This window comes from Limimaricola sp. (assembly GCF_016125575.1).
Lineage (GTDB): Bacteria > Pseudomonadota > Alphaproteobacteria > Rhodobacterales > Rhodobacteraceae > WGLM01.
Genome location: NZ_WGLM01000005.1, coordinates 327,760 through 339,690, shown reverse-complemented (window position 1 = coordinate 339,690; position 11,931 = coordinate 327,760). Strand labels below are relative to the sequence as shown.

The window sequence follows — 11,931 nt, the reverse complement described above, 5'->3', positions numbered from 1 at the left end:
AACCAATACAACTTTAGGTTGTAAAATTGTTAAAGAGTCTGGCGATTGAACCGGGCGGGACATGAGCAGAGGTGGCAGAAATGACGGGGACTCGGGGTCCGGGGGCCGAGCTGGCCTTGCCTGCATGGGTGCCCCAGGCAGCGCGCAATTACATCGTTCATACCGAAACGGGCATGTCGATCCGTGCGTTGGCCCGCGCCAGCGAGGTGCATGCCTCGACCATCCTGCGTCAGGTCCGCCGGTTCGAAAACCGGCGTGACGATCCGTTGATCGACGAGGCCCTGCGCAATCTTGCAGCCTGCCTCGCCCGCGAAGGCCTGCCCCGCAAGGAGATGACCACGATGACCAAGGACAACGCCCAAGGCCCCGGCGAGGCCCGCATCGCCAGCGAGGGTGCCCGCGTTCTGCGTCGGCTGGCCGAACCGGGCGCGGTGCTGGCCGTCGCCCGTGACATGGAGCAGGCCGTCGTCGTGCGCGAGGGACCGGGCGGCGCGGCCACGCGTACTGCCGTGGTCGCGTGCGACATCGCCCAGGCGATGGCCCTGCGTGACTGGATCGCCTGCGGCACGACGCCCTCGCGGATCGCGCGCTACACGATCACACCCACCGGACGGGCCGAACTGCGCCGCATGATGATCGCCGAGGCGGGGCGCGGTCTTGCCGAGGCGCCTGCGTCCTTTGCGGCGGCACCCGGCATACACGCGGACAAGCGGTCGCACGAGGCCGAAAGCTGGGTTGACCCGGTCAGCCGTTTCAGCGGCACCGACAGCCCGCTGATTGCTCTTGCTCGCCGAAAAGACCGCGATGGCAAGCCGTTCCTGACTCGCGATCAGGTCGCGGCGGGGGAACGGCTGCGCGAGGACTTCGAACTGGCCCAGATGGGGCCGAAGGTGACGCAGAACTGGGACCGGTTTCTGACCGCGCCCGCAAGTGGCCCGCAGCTTGGCCCGCTGGCTGGTGGCGGGGCCAGCGCCGCGGCGGCGCGGCTGCGTGCAGCACTGGCAGAGCTTGGCCCGGGTCTTGGCGATGTTGCATTGCGGTGCTGCTGCTATCTGGAGGGGCTGGAGCAGGCCGAAGAGCGGCTGGGCTGGGCGGCGCGTTCGGGCAAGATCGTGCTGCGCATCGCACTGACGCGGCTGCAACGCCATTACGAGGCGCAGGGCGAGGCCGGCAAGATGATGGGCTGAGGCGCGCAGTGCCTGCATGGCCGCCATGCAGACCCGCCGCGCCATTGGACTTTGCCCTGCCGGACGCGTAAGTTCTGCGCCAGCAGCACGAAAGAGGCCCCATGTCCCCGCGCGATCTGAAGGACCCCGTCCAGCGCCACCCCGAGAAGGCGCGTCGCCCCGATAACGCCCAGCCGAAGAAACCCGACTGGATTCGCGTCAAGGCGCCCACCTCGGACGGCTACAGGACCACCCGCGACATCATGCGCACCCACAAGCTGGTGACGGTCTGCGAAGAGGCGGGCTGTCCCAACGTGGGCGAATGCTGGAGCCAGGGCCACGCCACCATGATGATCATGGGAGAGGTTTGCACCCGCGCCTGCAGCTTCTGCAACATCGCCACCGGCAAGCCGCCCGAGGCGCTTGATGCGTTCGAACCGGGGCGCGTGGCCGACGCGGTCAAGAAACTGGGGCTGAACCACGTTGTCATCACCAGCGTCGACCGCGATGATGTCGCCGATGGCGGAGCAGAGCATTTCGCGATGACGATCCGCGCGATCCGTCGCCAGTCGCCCGAGACGACCATTGAAATCCTGACGCCCGACTTCCTGCGTTGCGATCCGTCGGTGCTGGAAACCGTCGTCGCGGCCAAGCCGGATGTCTTCAACCACAACCTTGAAACCGTGCCGGGCCTTTACCCCGAGGTGCGGCCCGGCGCGCGCTATTTCCACTCGCTGCGGCTGTTGCAGCGCGTCAAGGAGATTGACCCGGCGATGTTCACCAAGTCCGGCATCATGGTGGGGCTTGGCGAGGACAAACAGGCCGTGGCACAAGTGATGGACGACATGCGCGCGGCCGATGTCGATTTCCTGACGATCGGGCAATACCTTCAGCCGACGCCCAAGCATCACCGCGTTGACCGCTTCGTCACGCCCGAGGAATTCGCGGCCTATGAAAAGGCGGCCTATGGCAAGGGCTTCCTGATGGTGTCTGCCACGCCGCTGACGCGGTCCTCCTACCACGCGGGTGATGATTTCGCGAGGCTGCGTGCGGCGCGGCTGGCAAGGCTCGGCCGGGCGTGAGCACGCGCGCCTTGAGGGCGCTGCCGGGCTACGTGATGTCGCGCCCCTGGCAACGGGGCCTCTTGTTGTCGGAATACCTCGATTACGGGCTGGATACGCAGCCGGCAGCCGTGGCGCGCGACTATCTGGGCGCCTATGGCGCGATGAAGCTTGCCTTCCGCCTTAACCAATTGTCGAACCGGCGCGGCTTGGTCGCCGACAAGCTGCTGTTCGATGCGATGCTGCGCGGTGCGGGCCTTCCAGTGCCAGAGCTGCGCGCCGTCTATGGCCGCCCGCCGCCGATGGGCGTGCCGCGCCTGCATGCCGCCGCGGGGATCGAACGCTTGCTGCGGGCCGATGGCGCCTTGCCTGTATTCGGCAAGCCCGCCATGGGCGAGCGCAGCGATGCCGTTCTTGCGATCACTGGCATCAATGCGGACGGCGCAGTGCTGGCCGATGGGCAAGTTTTGCCGTTGGATCATCTGGAAACCGATCTGCGCCGCCATCATCGCGGGCGCGGCTACCTGTTCCAGGGCTTCATCGCGCAACATCCCGACATTGTTGCCGCGATCGGGCCCACCGTTGGTACATTGCGGCTGGTGACACTGGTGCTGGGGCAAGAGGTGCATGTTCTGGCCGCCGTGTGGAAGATCCCCCGCGCGGGTGCGATGGCTGACAACGTGTGGCGCGGCAACCTTGTGGCGCCGGTCGATGCCGAGAGCGGCATCGTGGGTGCCGCACGCAACGGATTGGGCGCGCGTGCCGCGCGGTTGACGACCCATCCCGATACTGGCGCGGCTCTGGACGGGTTGCAGTTGCCGAACTGGCCGAAGGTGCTGCGGTTGACCCGGCGCGCGGCCGGGCTGTTGCACATGCTGCCGCTGGTGGGCTGGGACATTGCCATCGGGCCGGAAGGGCCGATTTTTGTCGAGGCGAACACATCACCCTCTCTGGAGGCGTGGCAAGGGCCGCTGGACCGTGGTGCGCTAGCCGGCGACAGTGGCGTACTGCTTCGGCGTGGGTTGGAAGAAATCTGGCAGGCCCGGCAGGATCGACTGAAGCAGCGGCGGGTCGCGCGGCGCGGGCTTGTCCTCGGGCGCCTGCGGCGCCGGTAGCGCGGGGCCTCGCGGCCCGCGCGCGAGGGGGCTGTCTGCCCCCTCTTGGCCCGGTGCCCCGGGCCAATTCACCCCCGAGGATATTTGCCAAGGCAAAGGCGGCAGGCCGTCACCGGGCGACGGGCGGCACGATCTTGAGGTAGGCGGCAATGGCGGCGCGATCGGCGTCGGTCAGGTGCGCGGTGTTGGCCACGACCTCTGCCATCGCCCCGCCGACGGTGTCATAGCTGGGCGTGAAGCCAGATTTGAGATATTCGGCGATATCGGCCTTGGACCAGTCGAGCCTTGCCGGCGTAATATTGGGGATGCGGCCGCGGCCGGCGGGGTTCTTTGCGCCGGCAAGCCAATGGTCGCGCTCGGGGCCGCCAAGGATGTTGCGCGGCGTGTGGCATTCGGCGCAGTGGCCCAGCGCCTCGACAAGGTAGCGGCCGCGGGCCTGCTCGGGCGTCAGATCACCGCTGACGACCCATCCCGGCGCGATGAAAAGACGTTTCCACAGGCCCAGGGCGGGCCGAAAGCTGAATGGAAAGGCAAGTTTGGACGCCTTGCTTGGGGTCGAATCGGCCGGCAGCGTTCGCAGATAAGAGATCAGATCGGCCATGTCCTGCAACGCGGCATGACCATAGGTCGCGTAAGGGAAGGCGGGGTAAAGGTGCTGGCCATCACGGCCAATGCCGCGCATGACCGCATTCAGGATCTGCATATCCGACCAGTCGCCGATGCCCGCAACGGGGTCTGTCGATATATTGGGCGCGATGAACGTGCCGAACGCCGTAGGGAAGGCCCGCCCGCCGGAGAGCACCGGCGCATCGGTAAGGTCCGCGCCGGGCGCCATGTGACAGGCCGCACAGCCTGCCGCGGCAAATACCAGCGCGCCCCTGCTGGCATCGCCAGTGATCCCGTCAAGCGTCGAGGCGGGCAGGGGGCGCGGCAGCGCCTGCCACCACGCAACACCCGCAACAAGGGCCACCAGCACGACCCAAAGGCGCCATCTGCGCATCGCGCGGCGCACTCCCGGCCTAGTTCAGCCGGGCGCGGTAGGTTTTATGACAATCGGCGCAGGCCCCGCCAACGCCGCCCAGCGCCGCCTTCAGCCCGTCAACACCGGTACCGGCCGCGGCGGCCATCGCCTCGGTCGCGGTGCCGAGGGCCGCCCATTTTGCATCAAAGTCGGCCTTGTCGGTCCAGATCGCGGGTAGCGCATGGCTGCCCTCGATCGCGGTGTCGGACCCTTCCGGCCAGTAGCGCGACGTGTCGAGATGGCTGAGGGCCACGAGGTTTGCGGCGGCCTTCGTTGCCGCTTCGGCGTCGTAATCGATCTTGCCTTGCGCCATTCCGCCCAAGAGACCGAGGTTGAAGGCGAACAGGTGCATGTTTGAATGGCGTGCGTCGATCGCCGCCTTGATGGCCGGATCAACAGCGCTTTGGGCAAGAGCGGCGCCGGACAGGGCAGCGGCCAGAAACGCGGTGGCGAAAAGCTTCGACGAGGTCTTCATTACAAACTCCCAGAACTGATCAATGCCATTTATTCTAGGTGACATCGGCCATCCGGCAAGCGCCGGAGTGCAGGTTTTTGCAATGTTCAGTGAAGGATGCACGGGCCGCGGCGCGGCGCGGCGGTCAGCCAGTCCGGCCAAAGGCCAAGATGTTGGACACCCGCAATCGCGAGGCAGGCCAGAACGACGCCCAAGACAAGAATAACCCGCCCCATCGGGGGCGGGTTGCGGGCCCAGCGGCTGGCCCTGAGAAGCCATCCAAGCGGAAACACTTTCGCCGCCTCCGCCTGTATGATCCGGCTGGCCGGAACTCCTGTCAGAACGACCAGTTCAGCGCGATCGAGGTGACGTCTCCGGGGGAGCCCGAACTGCTGTCGAAACGCATGTAGCCAGCCTCGATCGAGGCGTTGGAGAACACCTTGTAGTCGGCCCCGATCCCGTAGGCGCGGATGTTGTCGCTGCTGCCTTGGGTAATGCCCCATGCGTTGGCGGTCAGCTTCAGGCGGTCGGTCACGTCGTAATTGACGAAACCGCGCACCTGTGTGGCGTTGGAAACCATGCTGAAGAGGACGTTCCCGTAGGAAACGGCGAGACCGGCAGTGCCCTTGCCGTAGTCGTAGGTCGCTCCAATCAGCGAAAGCTGGAGATCCGACGTGCCGGTGCCCTTGCTGTATTCTGTGCCGCCGTAAAGGCCGATGTTGCCCATCTGGTACATCGCCGCGACGCCATAGGTGTCGAGCGAGTCGCCCCCTTGTGCGATCCGGTTCCAAGATGCCGCCACATGTGTGCCGCTGAACATGCCGTCGTAGCGCAGGCCGTAGCTCTGGACATCACTGGCGATATTGATGCGAGCAAGATCATTGACGGACAGGCCGTAGAGATAGAACTCGGCCCCCAGCAGGCCATTGCCTGTACTACCCATGAAGGGAAGCGCGGCCATATCGTAGGCCGCCCGTGGCGCACCGACAGACACCTTGTTGCTGCCAAAGCCGAAGGTCACTGCACCGAAGGTGACGGCCGGCGGGTTGCTGCCGCTGTCGAGCGAGCCAAAGCCCATCACGCCAAGGTCAAGGCCGATATCGACCCCACCATAGTTGCCGAAGCTGTAGCTGCCGCCGAAATCGCCGAAATAGTAGGACTGCGTGTCGGACGAAGAGCCAGAGATGCGGCTCTGGCCAATCTGGACGAAGCCGTAGGTTGTAATGCCGGCCGAGGACTGGGCCATCGCACCGCTCGCGCCCAAGGCGGGCAAGCTGGCCAGGATGGTGCTGAGAAGGAACTTGCGCATGGTGAAACTCCATTGAAACTGGAAATATCCTATCACCCTTTGCGTGTGGCGCGCAGGGATTGCCAGCATCAATCCGGGGCCATGTTGCATGAAAGATGCAGCAACTGGCGGCTTTCGGCCAATGAGGCGTCTCTGGCCGATAAATGGCGGCAAGAAGACCCGCACTTGCTGCACCTTCACCCGGCCGCGCGTATCCTTCGGAACCGCGCGGCCCGGATATTGTCAGAACGACCAGTTCAGCGCGATCGAGGTGATGTCGTTGGAGCTGAACCCGCCGCCGGTGCGGGCATAGCTGGCCTTGATCGCGGCATTCGAGAACACTTTGTAATTGGCGCCGATGCCATAGATATGGAGGTTCCCGGAGCCCTCATTGACCGACCAGGCATCTGCGGAAAGGTTCAGCTTGTCTGTCACATCGTAATTGACGAAACCGCGCACCCTCGTGACGTTCGGCACCAAACTGTCAAAGAAGACATTGCCGTAAGCAACGCTTAACCCTGCCTTGCCCTTGCCAAAGTCATAGGTCCCGCCCAACGTCGATTGCCGGACATCAACCCCGCTATTGCCGCGCCCGTATTCGGTTGCGCCGTAGATGACCGCGTTACCGACCGGGTACATAACGGCAGCGCCATAAGTGTCGAATGAATTGCCGGAAATCGAGGTGTGGTTCCATGATGCCGCGACATGGGCACCGCTGAACATGCCGTCATAGCGCAGGCCATAGCTTTCGCCGTGACTGCCGAACAGCAACCGATCCAGATCGACCACGGACAAGTCATAGACGTAGGTCAGCGGTGAGGGCTGGTCGCCTGCGCCGTCCCGCGCGAAAGACAAGGGAACAAGGTCGTAGGCCGCACGGGGCGCGCCGATCGTCAGCTTGCTGTTGCCAATGCCCAGCGTCACGCCGCCGAAAACCACCGCCGGCAGGTTGCTGCTGCCGCTGTCCAACGACCCATAACTGAACACGCCCAGATCGAGCCCGATATCAGCGCCAGAAAAATTGCCGAAGCTGTAAGTGCCGCCGAAATCGCCCAAATAATAACTCCGCGAATCCGACGATCCGGAACTGTAGCTTTGTCCTGCCTCGACGAAACCATACGTCGTGATGCCGGCCGAAGATTGTGCGTTCGCCGCCTCTGCGGCCAAAATAGACAGGCTGGCCAGCAACGTTCCAGAAAGCAAATTTCGCATGTTTATCTCCGTCTTATCGCTTCTCCTTTATCATTTCTGAGTCCCTCCCTCGAAGTAACAATTGCGCGTTTGCATTCCTGCTTTCGGGGCAGCCGCAGATCCAAAGACGGACTTCAACCGGTAAAGCGGACCTTGCCGATAAAGGGCAGGTTGCGGTTGCGCTGGCCGTAGTCGATTCCGTAACCGACAACGAATTCGTCGGGGATCTCGAAGCCCGTCCATGTCGCCTTGAACGGCACCTCGCGCCGCGCGGGCTTGTCCAGCAGCGCGATGGTGCGCAGCCGCGCCGGCTGACGGGTGGCAAGATATTCGGTCACTTTGGCCAGCGTGTGGCCGGTATCAACGATGTCTTCCACGACCAGCACGTCGCGCCCTTCGATCTGACCACGCAGGTCCTTCAAGATGCGCACTTCGCGGCTCGATTCCATGCCGTCGCCGTAGGAGGACGCCTCGAGGAAATCGACCTCGACCGGCAGGTCAAGTTCGCGCACGAGGTCGGCGATAAACACGAAAGAGCCTCGCAACAGGCCGACGACGACCAACTTGTCGGTCCCGTCGAACTCGGCATGGATTTCGCGCGCCAGCGCCTCGATCCGCGCGGCGATCGCCTTAGCCGAGATCATTTCGTCGATGACATAGGGAGGGTGCGACATGGCCGGCCGATCTGAGTGGTTGATTTTCGCCCGCTACTCTACGACATGGGAGGCCATTGTCACTGACCGAAGCGCCCGGACCCGCCGATGCCCTCTCACGCCGAAACCCGCGTGTTACCCTATTCTCCGTCGCAGATGTATGCGCTGGTGGCCGACGTGGCGAGCTATCCAAAGTTCCTGCCGTGGACGGCCGCGGCACGGGTCCGGTCAGTGACCGACAAGGGCGATCATCAGGTGATGCTCGCGGACCTCGTGATTTCGTTCAAGGTGTTCCGTGAAAGCTTTGGCAGCGAGGTGACGCTCTGGCCGGAGCGGCAGATCGATACGCGCTATATCGACGGGCCGTTCAAATACCTGCGTTCATCATGGCAATTCAGCCCCGATCCGAAGGGCTGCGCGGTGCATTTCGAGGTGGATTTCGAGTTTCGCAACCGGTTGCTGCAGGGGGCAGCGGGGCTGTTTTTCACCGAAGCAATGAACCGGGTTGTCGCGGCGTTCGAGGCGCGGGCAACAGATCTTTACGGTTCAGGTGATGCATGAGCATCGAAGCACAACTTTCTGATTTTGCAATTGTAGAAGCAGTCGACGGTGCCGCATTGGAAATGATGCGCCTGTCGCTCTTCGACTGGGCAGCGTGTGGCATTGCTGGCGCGAGTGAGCCGCTGGCCGGCATTCTGCGAGGCCACGTTGGCGCCGAGGGTGGTACCGGGTCTGCAACGGTCATCGGTGGGGCCAAGGCGCCGCCGCGTGCGTCGGCCCTCGTCAACGGCGCGACCAGCCACGCGCTTGACTACGACGATACCCATTTCGCCCATATCGGCCATCCGTCCGTCGCCGTCATTCCTGCCGCGCTGGCAATGGCAGAGGTGCGTGGGGCGGACATGGCGGCGCTTTTGCAGGCCGCGCTCGTCGGGACCGAAGGTTCCGTACGTATCGGGCTGTGGCTGGGGCGCGGGCATTACGCAGCGGGTTTTCACCAGACCGCGACGGCAGGCGCTTTTGGTGCGACGCTGTCCGGGATCCGCTTGACCGGGTTGCACGGTGTCGCGGCGCGACGGGCACTGGGGATTGCCGCCAGCCGGGCGGGTGGCGTCCGGGCACAGTTCGGGACGATGGCGAAACCGCTCAATGCGGGTCTGGCCGCTGAAACCGGGGTCGAGGCGACCTTGCTGGCCGTAGCGGGGTTCGAGTCGGCGCCGGAGGCATTGTCGGGTCCGCAGGGCTACGGCGAAACGCATCTGGGCGAGGGCCACGCCGATGCCTTCGACGGGCTGGGGCATGACTGGCGGATGTTGGAGATCAGCCACAAGTTCCACGCCTGCTGTCACGGGCTGCACGCGATGTTGGAAGCGGTCGGCACGTTGAAGGTTGATCCGCAGGATGTCATCGCTGTCACCATCCGCACCCATCCGCGCTGGATGACGGTCTGTAATAATCCCGATCCATCAACGGGTTTGCAGGCGAAGTTCAGCTATCGCCTTAGCTGTGCAATGGCGCTGGCGGGGGTGCCGACCGCGGCGATTTCCAGTTTCACCGATGCCGCCTGCGCCGAGCCGCGACTGGTTGCTCTTCGGGATAGCGTCCAAGTGGAGGCCGATGACAGCCTGACTGAGATGCAGGCGCGCGTGTCGATCGAGACCCGCGACGGCGCGCAGCAGACCGCCTTTCACGACCTCGCCGCGCCCATCCCGTTCGACCTGCGGGCGCAAAAGCTGCGGCTGAAGGCGGAGGGGCTGCTGGGCACAGAGCGCGCCGATCGGCTGTGGCAGGCGGTTCACGCCGCGGATCTCGGCCCGTTGCTGGCGCTACTGGCCGCTGCCTAGGCCGCAGCCACCGCTGCAATCAGCATTCTCAGCGCATGGTCCACGGCCGCCGCGCGGACCTTTGCCCGGCCCAACGCGCCGAATTCGACCGTTTCCGTGCGGGTTCCGGCCGCCGTCGCCACCCCGAAGCAGACGCGCCCCTCGGGCTTGAAATCGGACCCGCCCGGCCCGGCGATGCCGGTTGTCGACACGGCGATCTGTGCCGCTGAGCGCGCCAGCACGCCCGCGGCCATTTCCGCCGCCACCTGCTCTGAAACTGCGCCATGCGCGTCCAGCGTCGCGGGCTTGACGCCCAGCAGATCGGTCTTGGCGGCGTTGGAATAGGTCACCACGCCCCGGTCGAAGATGTCCGACGATCCCGCGACATCGGTGATCGCGCTCGCCAGCAATCCGCCGGTGCAGCTTTCGGCGGTGGCCACGCGCAGGCCCTTGGCGCGCGCCGCTGCCAGCAGGTCGGCCGCAAGGCTCATCGCATCAGCACCAGGTGAAAGAGTGCTGCCAGCGCGCCCACGCCGATCGCGGCAAAGACGCCGGCGATCAGGTCGTCCAGCATCACGCCCAGCGTGTCGTGCCGCCGGTCCGCCCGGCCGATCCAGCCCGGTTTCCAGATGTCGAACAGCCGGAAGAGGAGAAAGGCCGCCACCCAGCCCGGCCAGAGCTTCCAGACGGCGACGTTGTTGTTGGCCGCGCCGAACAGCACCGGCAGGATGGCAATCCACTGGCCCGCGACCTCGTCAATGACGATCTCGGACGGGTCGGGGTCGGTCCCGCCGCGGGTCTCGGCGTCGATCGCCCACAGGCCCAGCACCACGGCGACTGGCAGCGCCACGGTGACGGCCCACGGCCCGGCCAGAAGATAAAGCAGGAAGGCTGCGACCAGCGCCGCGGCAGAGCCCCATGTGCCCGGCGCCGGGCGCAAAAGGCCCACGTTGCCGAAGGTGGCGATCAGGCGGGTCATGGCTGTCCTTTCAGAAGTGTCGCGGTGGCCAGAGCCGCGATGCCCTCCTCGCGGCCGGTAAAGCCCAGCCGTTCCGACGTCGTGGCCTTGACGCTGATCCGGTCGGGCGAAAGCCCCATGATCCGCGCCATTTCCGCTTTCATCGCAGGGGCATGCGGGCCGATCTTCGGGCGTTCGCAGATGAGCGTGCAATCAGCATGGGTGATGTCAAAGCCGTGTTCGCGGGCCAGCGCGCAGGCATGTTCGAGGAAGATATGGCTTGCCGCGCCTTTCCAGCGCGCCTCGGACGGGGGGAAATGCTGGCCGATATCGCCCATGCCCAGCGCGCCGTAGATCGCGTCGGTCACCGCGTGCATCCCCACGTCGGCATCCGAATGGCCCATCAGCGCGCGGTCATGCGGCACCTTGACGCCGCAAAGCCAGACATGGTCGCCCGGCCCGAAGGCGTGTACGTCGAACCCGTTGCCGGTGCGAATGTCCATTGCGGCCCCCATTAGGCGAGTAGCGCGGGCGAAATCTTCCGGCGCGGTGATCTTCAGGTTGTCCTCATCGCCCGCCACGATGGCCACGTCCAGCCCCGCGGCGCGCGCCACCTCGACATCGTCGGCAGCGCCACCGGGATGGGCGCGATGCGCGGCAAGAATGGCGGCATAATGAAAGCCCTGCGGCGTCTGCGCGCGCCACAGCCCCGTGCGGTCCTGCGTGCCGCTGACAAGGCCCTGCGTGCCGCGCCACAAGGCGTCCGTCACCGCAACGGCGGGGGCGGCACCCGGATGGGTGTCGAGCGCCTCCAGCACCCGCGCGATCAAGGCCGGGCGCACGAGGGGCCGCGCGGCGTCGTGGATCAGGACCATGTCGGGCGGGTCGGCCTCTAGGGCTGCCAATCCGGCCAAGACCGAGCCCGCGCGCGTTTCGGCCCCGTGAACAACGGCGCAGCCGGTTTCGGCCAGACCAGCGGCCAAGGTGGCATCTTCGGGATGGATCACAACGACAAGGCGCCCGATGCCGCCGGCCCGAAATGCCGCAAGGGTGGCGTCGATCACGCGCGCACTGCCCAGTGGGCGCCATTGCTTTGGCAGGCCACCGCCAGCACGCGATCCGCGACCGGCAGCAACGATGATGGCGGCAATTTGTGTCATGGGGCCACTCGATCGGGTTGTCGCAATGTTCCTACGCCGGG

General features: G+C 65.3%; 13 protein-coding genes. 5 read left to right on the top strand and 8 right to left on the bottom strand.

What is annotated here, in order from left to right; genetic code table 11:
* Positions 1 to 80: 80 nt before the first annotated feature.
* The 3 genes from GC146_RS13065 to GC146_RS13055 all read left to right on the top strand — a co-directional run bounded on the left by GC146_RS13065 (position 81) and on the right by GC146_RS13055 (position 3,342).
* The gene (locus tag GC146_RS13065) at positions 81 to 1,187 is read left to right on the top strand and encodes a DUF6456 domain-containing protein (RefSeq protein ID WP_291839327.1); all 1,107 of its coding nucleotides are present in this window, start codon (positions 81 to 83) and stop codon (positions 1,185 to 1,187) included.
* A gap of 101 nt (positions 1,188 to 1,288) precedes the next feature.
* The gene (gene lipA / locus GC146_RS13060) at positions 1,289 to 2,248 is read left to right on the top strand and encodes a lipoyl synthase (RefSeq protein ID WP_291839324.1); all 960 of its coding nucleotides are present in this window, start codon (positions 1,289 to 1,291) and stop codon (positions 2,246 to 2,248) included.
* Positions 2,245 to 3,342 (top strand): sugar-transfer associated ATP-grasp domain-containing protein, encoded by a 1,098-nt coding sequence (locus tag GC146_RS13055; RefSeq protein ID WP_291839321.1) that lies wholly within the window; start codon positions 2,245 to 2,247, stop codon positions 3,340 to 3,342. Before lipA ends, GC146_RS13055 begins: the two co-directional genes overlap by 4 nt.
* Positions 3,343 to 3,451: 109 nt before the next feature.
* Here GC146_RS13055 and GC146_RS13050 read toward each other — a convergent pair whose 3' ends face one another.
* From GC146_RS13050 to hpt, 5 genes are all read right to left on the bottom strand, one after another.
* A complete protein-coding gene (locus GC146_RS13050) occupies positions 3,452 to 4,342 on the bottom strand; it encodes a cytochrome c (protein WP_291839319.1) in 891 nt (296 codons plus the stop codon).
* 19 nt (positions 4,343 to 4,361) lie between these two features.
* On the bottom strand, positions 4,362 to 4,838 hold the full coding sequence (locus tag GC146_RS13045; RefSeq protein WP_291839316.1) for a cytochrome c: 477 nt from the start codon (positions 4,836 to 4,838) through the stop codon (positions 4,362 to 4,364).
* Positions 4,839 to 5,154: 316 nt separating this feature from the next.
* Positions 5,155 to 6,126 carry a porin gene (locus GC146_RS13035; protein ID WP_291839308.1) on the bottom strand — a complete coding sequence of 324 codons (972 nt, stop codon included), beginning with the start codon at positions 6,124 to 6,126 and terminating at the stop codon, positions 5,155 to 5,157.
* 222 nt (positions 6,127 to 6,348) lie between these two features.
* Positions 6,349 to 7,317, bottom strand: coding sequence for a porin (locus tag GC146_RS13030; protein WP_291839306.1), 969 nt, complete (start codon positions 7,315 to 7,317; stop codon positions 6,349 to 6,351).
* 113 nt (positions 7,318 to 7,430) lie between these two features.
* A complete protein-coding gene (gene hpt / locus GC146_RS13025; protein ID WP_291839303.1) occupies positions 7,431 to 7,970 on the bottom strand; it encodes a hypoxanthine phosphoribosyltransferase in 540 nt (179 codons plus the stop codon).
* An 87-nt stretch (positions 7,971 to 8,057) separates the two neighbouring features.
* Here hpt and GC146_RS13020 point away from each other — a divergent pair, with 87 nt between their 5' ends.
* Together GC146_RS13020 and GC146_RS13015 are read left to right on the top strand one after the other, a co-directional pair.
* Positions 8,058 to 8,510: a type II toxin-antitoxin system RatA family toxin gene (locus tag GC146_RS13020; RefSeq protein WP_291839301.1), complete on the top strand. Its 453-nt coding sequence runs from the start codon at positions 8,058 to 8,060 to the stop codon at positions 8,508 to 8,510.
* Positions 8,507 to 9,793 (top strand): MmgE/PrpD family protein, encoded by a 1,287-nt coding sequence (locus tag GC146_RS13015; protein ID WP_291839297.1) that lies wholly within the window; start codon positions 8,507 to 8,509, stop codon positions 9,791 to 9,793. Before GC146_RS13020 ends, GC146_RS13015 begins: the two co-directional genes overlap by 4 nt.
* Here GC146_RS13015 and GC146_RS13010 read toward each other — a convergent pair.
* From GC146_RS13010 to GC146_RS13000, 3 genes are read right to left on the bottom strand one after another with little or no spacing between them, the layout of a single operon-like run.
* Complete coding sequence (locus tag GC146_RS13010) at positions 9,790 to 10,263, bottom strand: CinA family protein (protein ID WP_291839294.1); 474 nt, start codon at positions 10,261 to 10,263, stop codon at positions 9,790 to 9,792. The two genes, GC146_RS13015 and GC146_RS13010, sit on opposite strands and share 4 nt — an antisense overlap.
* The gene (locus GC146_RS13005; protein WP_291839290.1) at positions 10,260 to 10,751 is read right to left on the bottom strand and encodes a phosphatidylglycerophosphatase A; all 492 of its coding nucleotides are present in this window, start codon (positions 10,749 to 10,751) and stop codon (positions 10,260 to 10,262) included. The genes GC146_RS13010 and GC146_RS13005 overlap by 4 nt, the downstream gene beginning before the upstream one ends.
* Complete coding sequence (locus GC146_RS13000; protein WP_291839287.1) at positions 10,748 to 11,890, bottom strand: bifunctional 2-C-methyl-D-erythritol 4-phosphate cytidylyltransferase/2-C-methyl-D-erythritol 2,4-cyclodiphosphate synthase; 1,143 nt, start codon at positions 11,888 to 11,890, stop codon at positions 10,748 to 10,750. Before GC146_RS13000 ends, GC146_RS13005 begins: the two co-directional genes overlap by 4 nt.
* Between the last annotated feature and the right edge of the window lie 41 nt (positions 11,891 to 11,931).

Bases quoted from the DNA above. Each gene is read 5' to 3' on its own strand.
- lipA (WP_291839324.1), top strand. From the start codon at position 1,289: ATGTCCCCGCGCGATCTGAAGGACCCCGTCCAGCGCCACCCCGAGAAG.
- GC146_RS13010 (WP_291839294.1), bottom strand. From the start codon at position 10,263: ATGAGCCTTGCGGCCGACCTGCTGGCAGCGGCGCGCGCCAAGGGCCTG.
- GC146_RS13030 (WP_291839306.1), bottom strand. From the start codon at position 7,317: ATGCGAAATTTGCTTTCTGGAACGTTGCTGGCCAGCCTGTCTATTTTG.
- hpt (WP_291839303.1), bottom strand. From the start codon at position 7,970: ATGTCGCACCCTCCCTATGTCATCGACGAAATGATCTCGGCTAAGGCG.
- GC146_RS13020 (WP_291839301.1), top strand. From the start codon at position 8,058: ATGCCCTCTCACGCCGAAACCCGCGTGTTACCCTATTCTCCGTCGCAG.
- GC146_RS13005 (WP_291839290.1), bottom strand. From the start codon at position 10,751: ATGACCCGCCTGATCGCCACCTTCGGCAACGTGGGCCTTTTGCGCCCG.
- GC146_RS13065 (WP_291839327.1), top strand. From the start codon at position 81: ATGACGGGGACTCGGGGTCCGGGGGCCGAGCTGGCCTTGCCTGCATGG.
- GC146_RS13045 (WP_291839316.1), bottom strand. From the start codon at position 4,838: ATGAAGACCTCGTCGAAGCTTTTCGCCACCGCGTTTCTGGCCGCTGCC.
- GC146_RS13015 (WP_291839297.1), top strand. From the start codon at position 8,507: ATGAGCATCGAAGCACAACTTTCTGATTTTGCAATTGTAGAAGCAGTC.
- GC146_RS13035 (WP_291839308.1), bottom strand. From the start codon at position 6,126: ATGCGCAAGTTCCTTCTCAGCACCATCCTGGCCAGCTTGCCCGCCTTG.
- GC146_RS13050 (WP_291839319.1), bottom strand. From the start codon at position 4,342: ATGCGCAGATGGCGCCTTTGGGTCGTGCTGGTGGCCCTTGTTGCGGGT.
- GC146_RS13000 (WP_291839287.1), bottom strand. From the start codon at position 11,890: ATGACACAAATTGCCGCCATCATCGTTGCTGCCGGTCGCGGATCGCGT.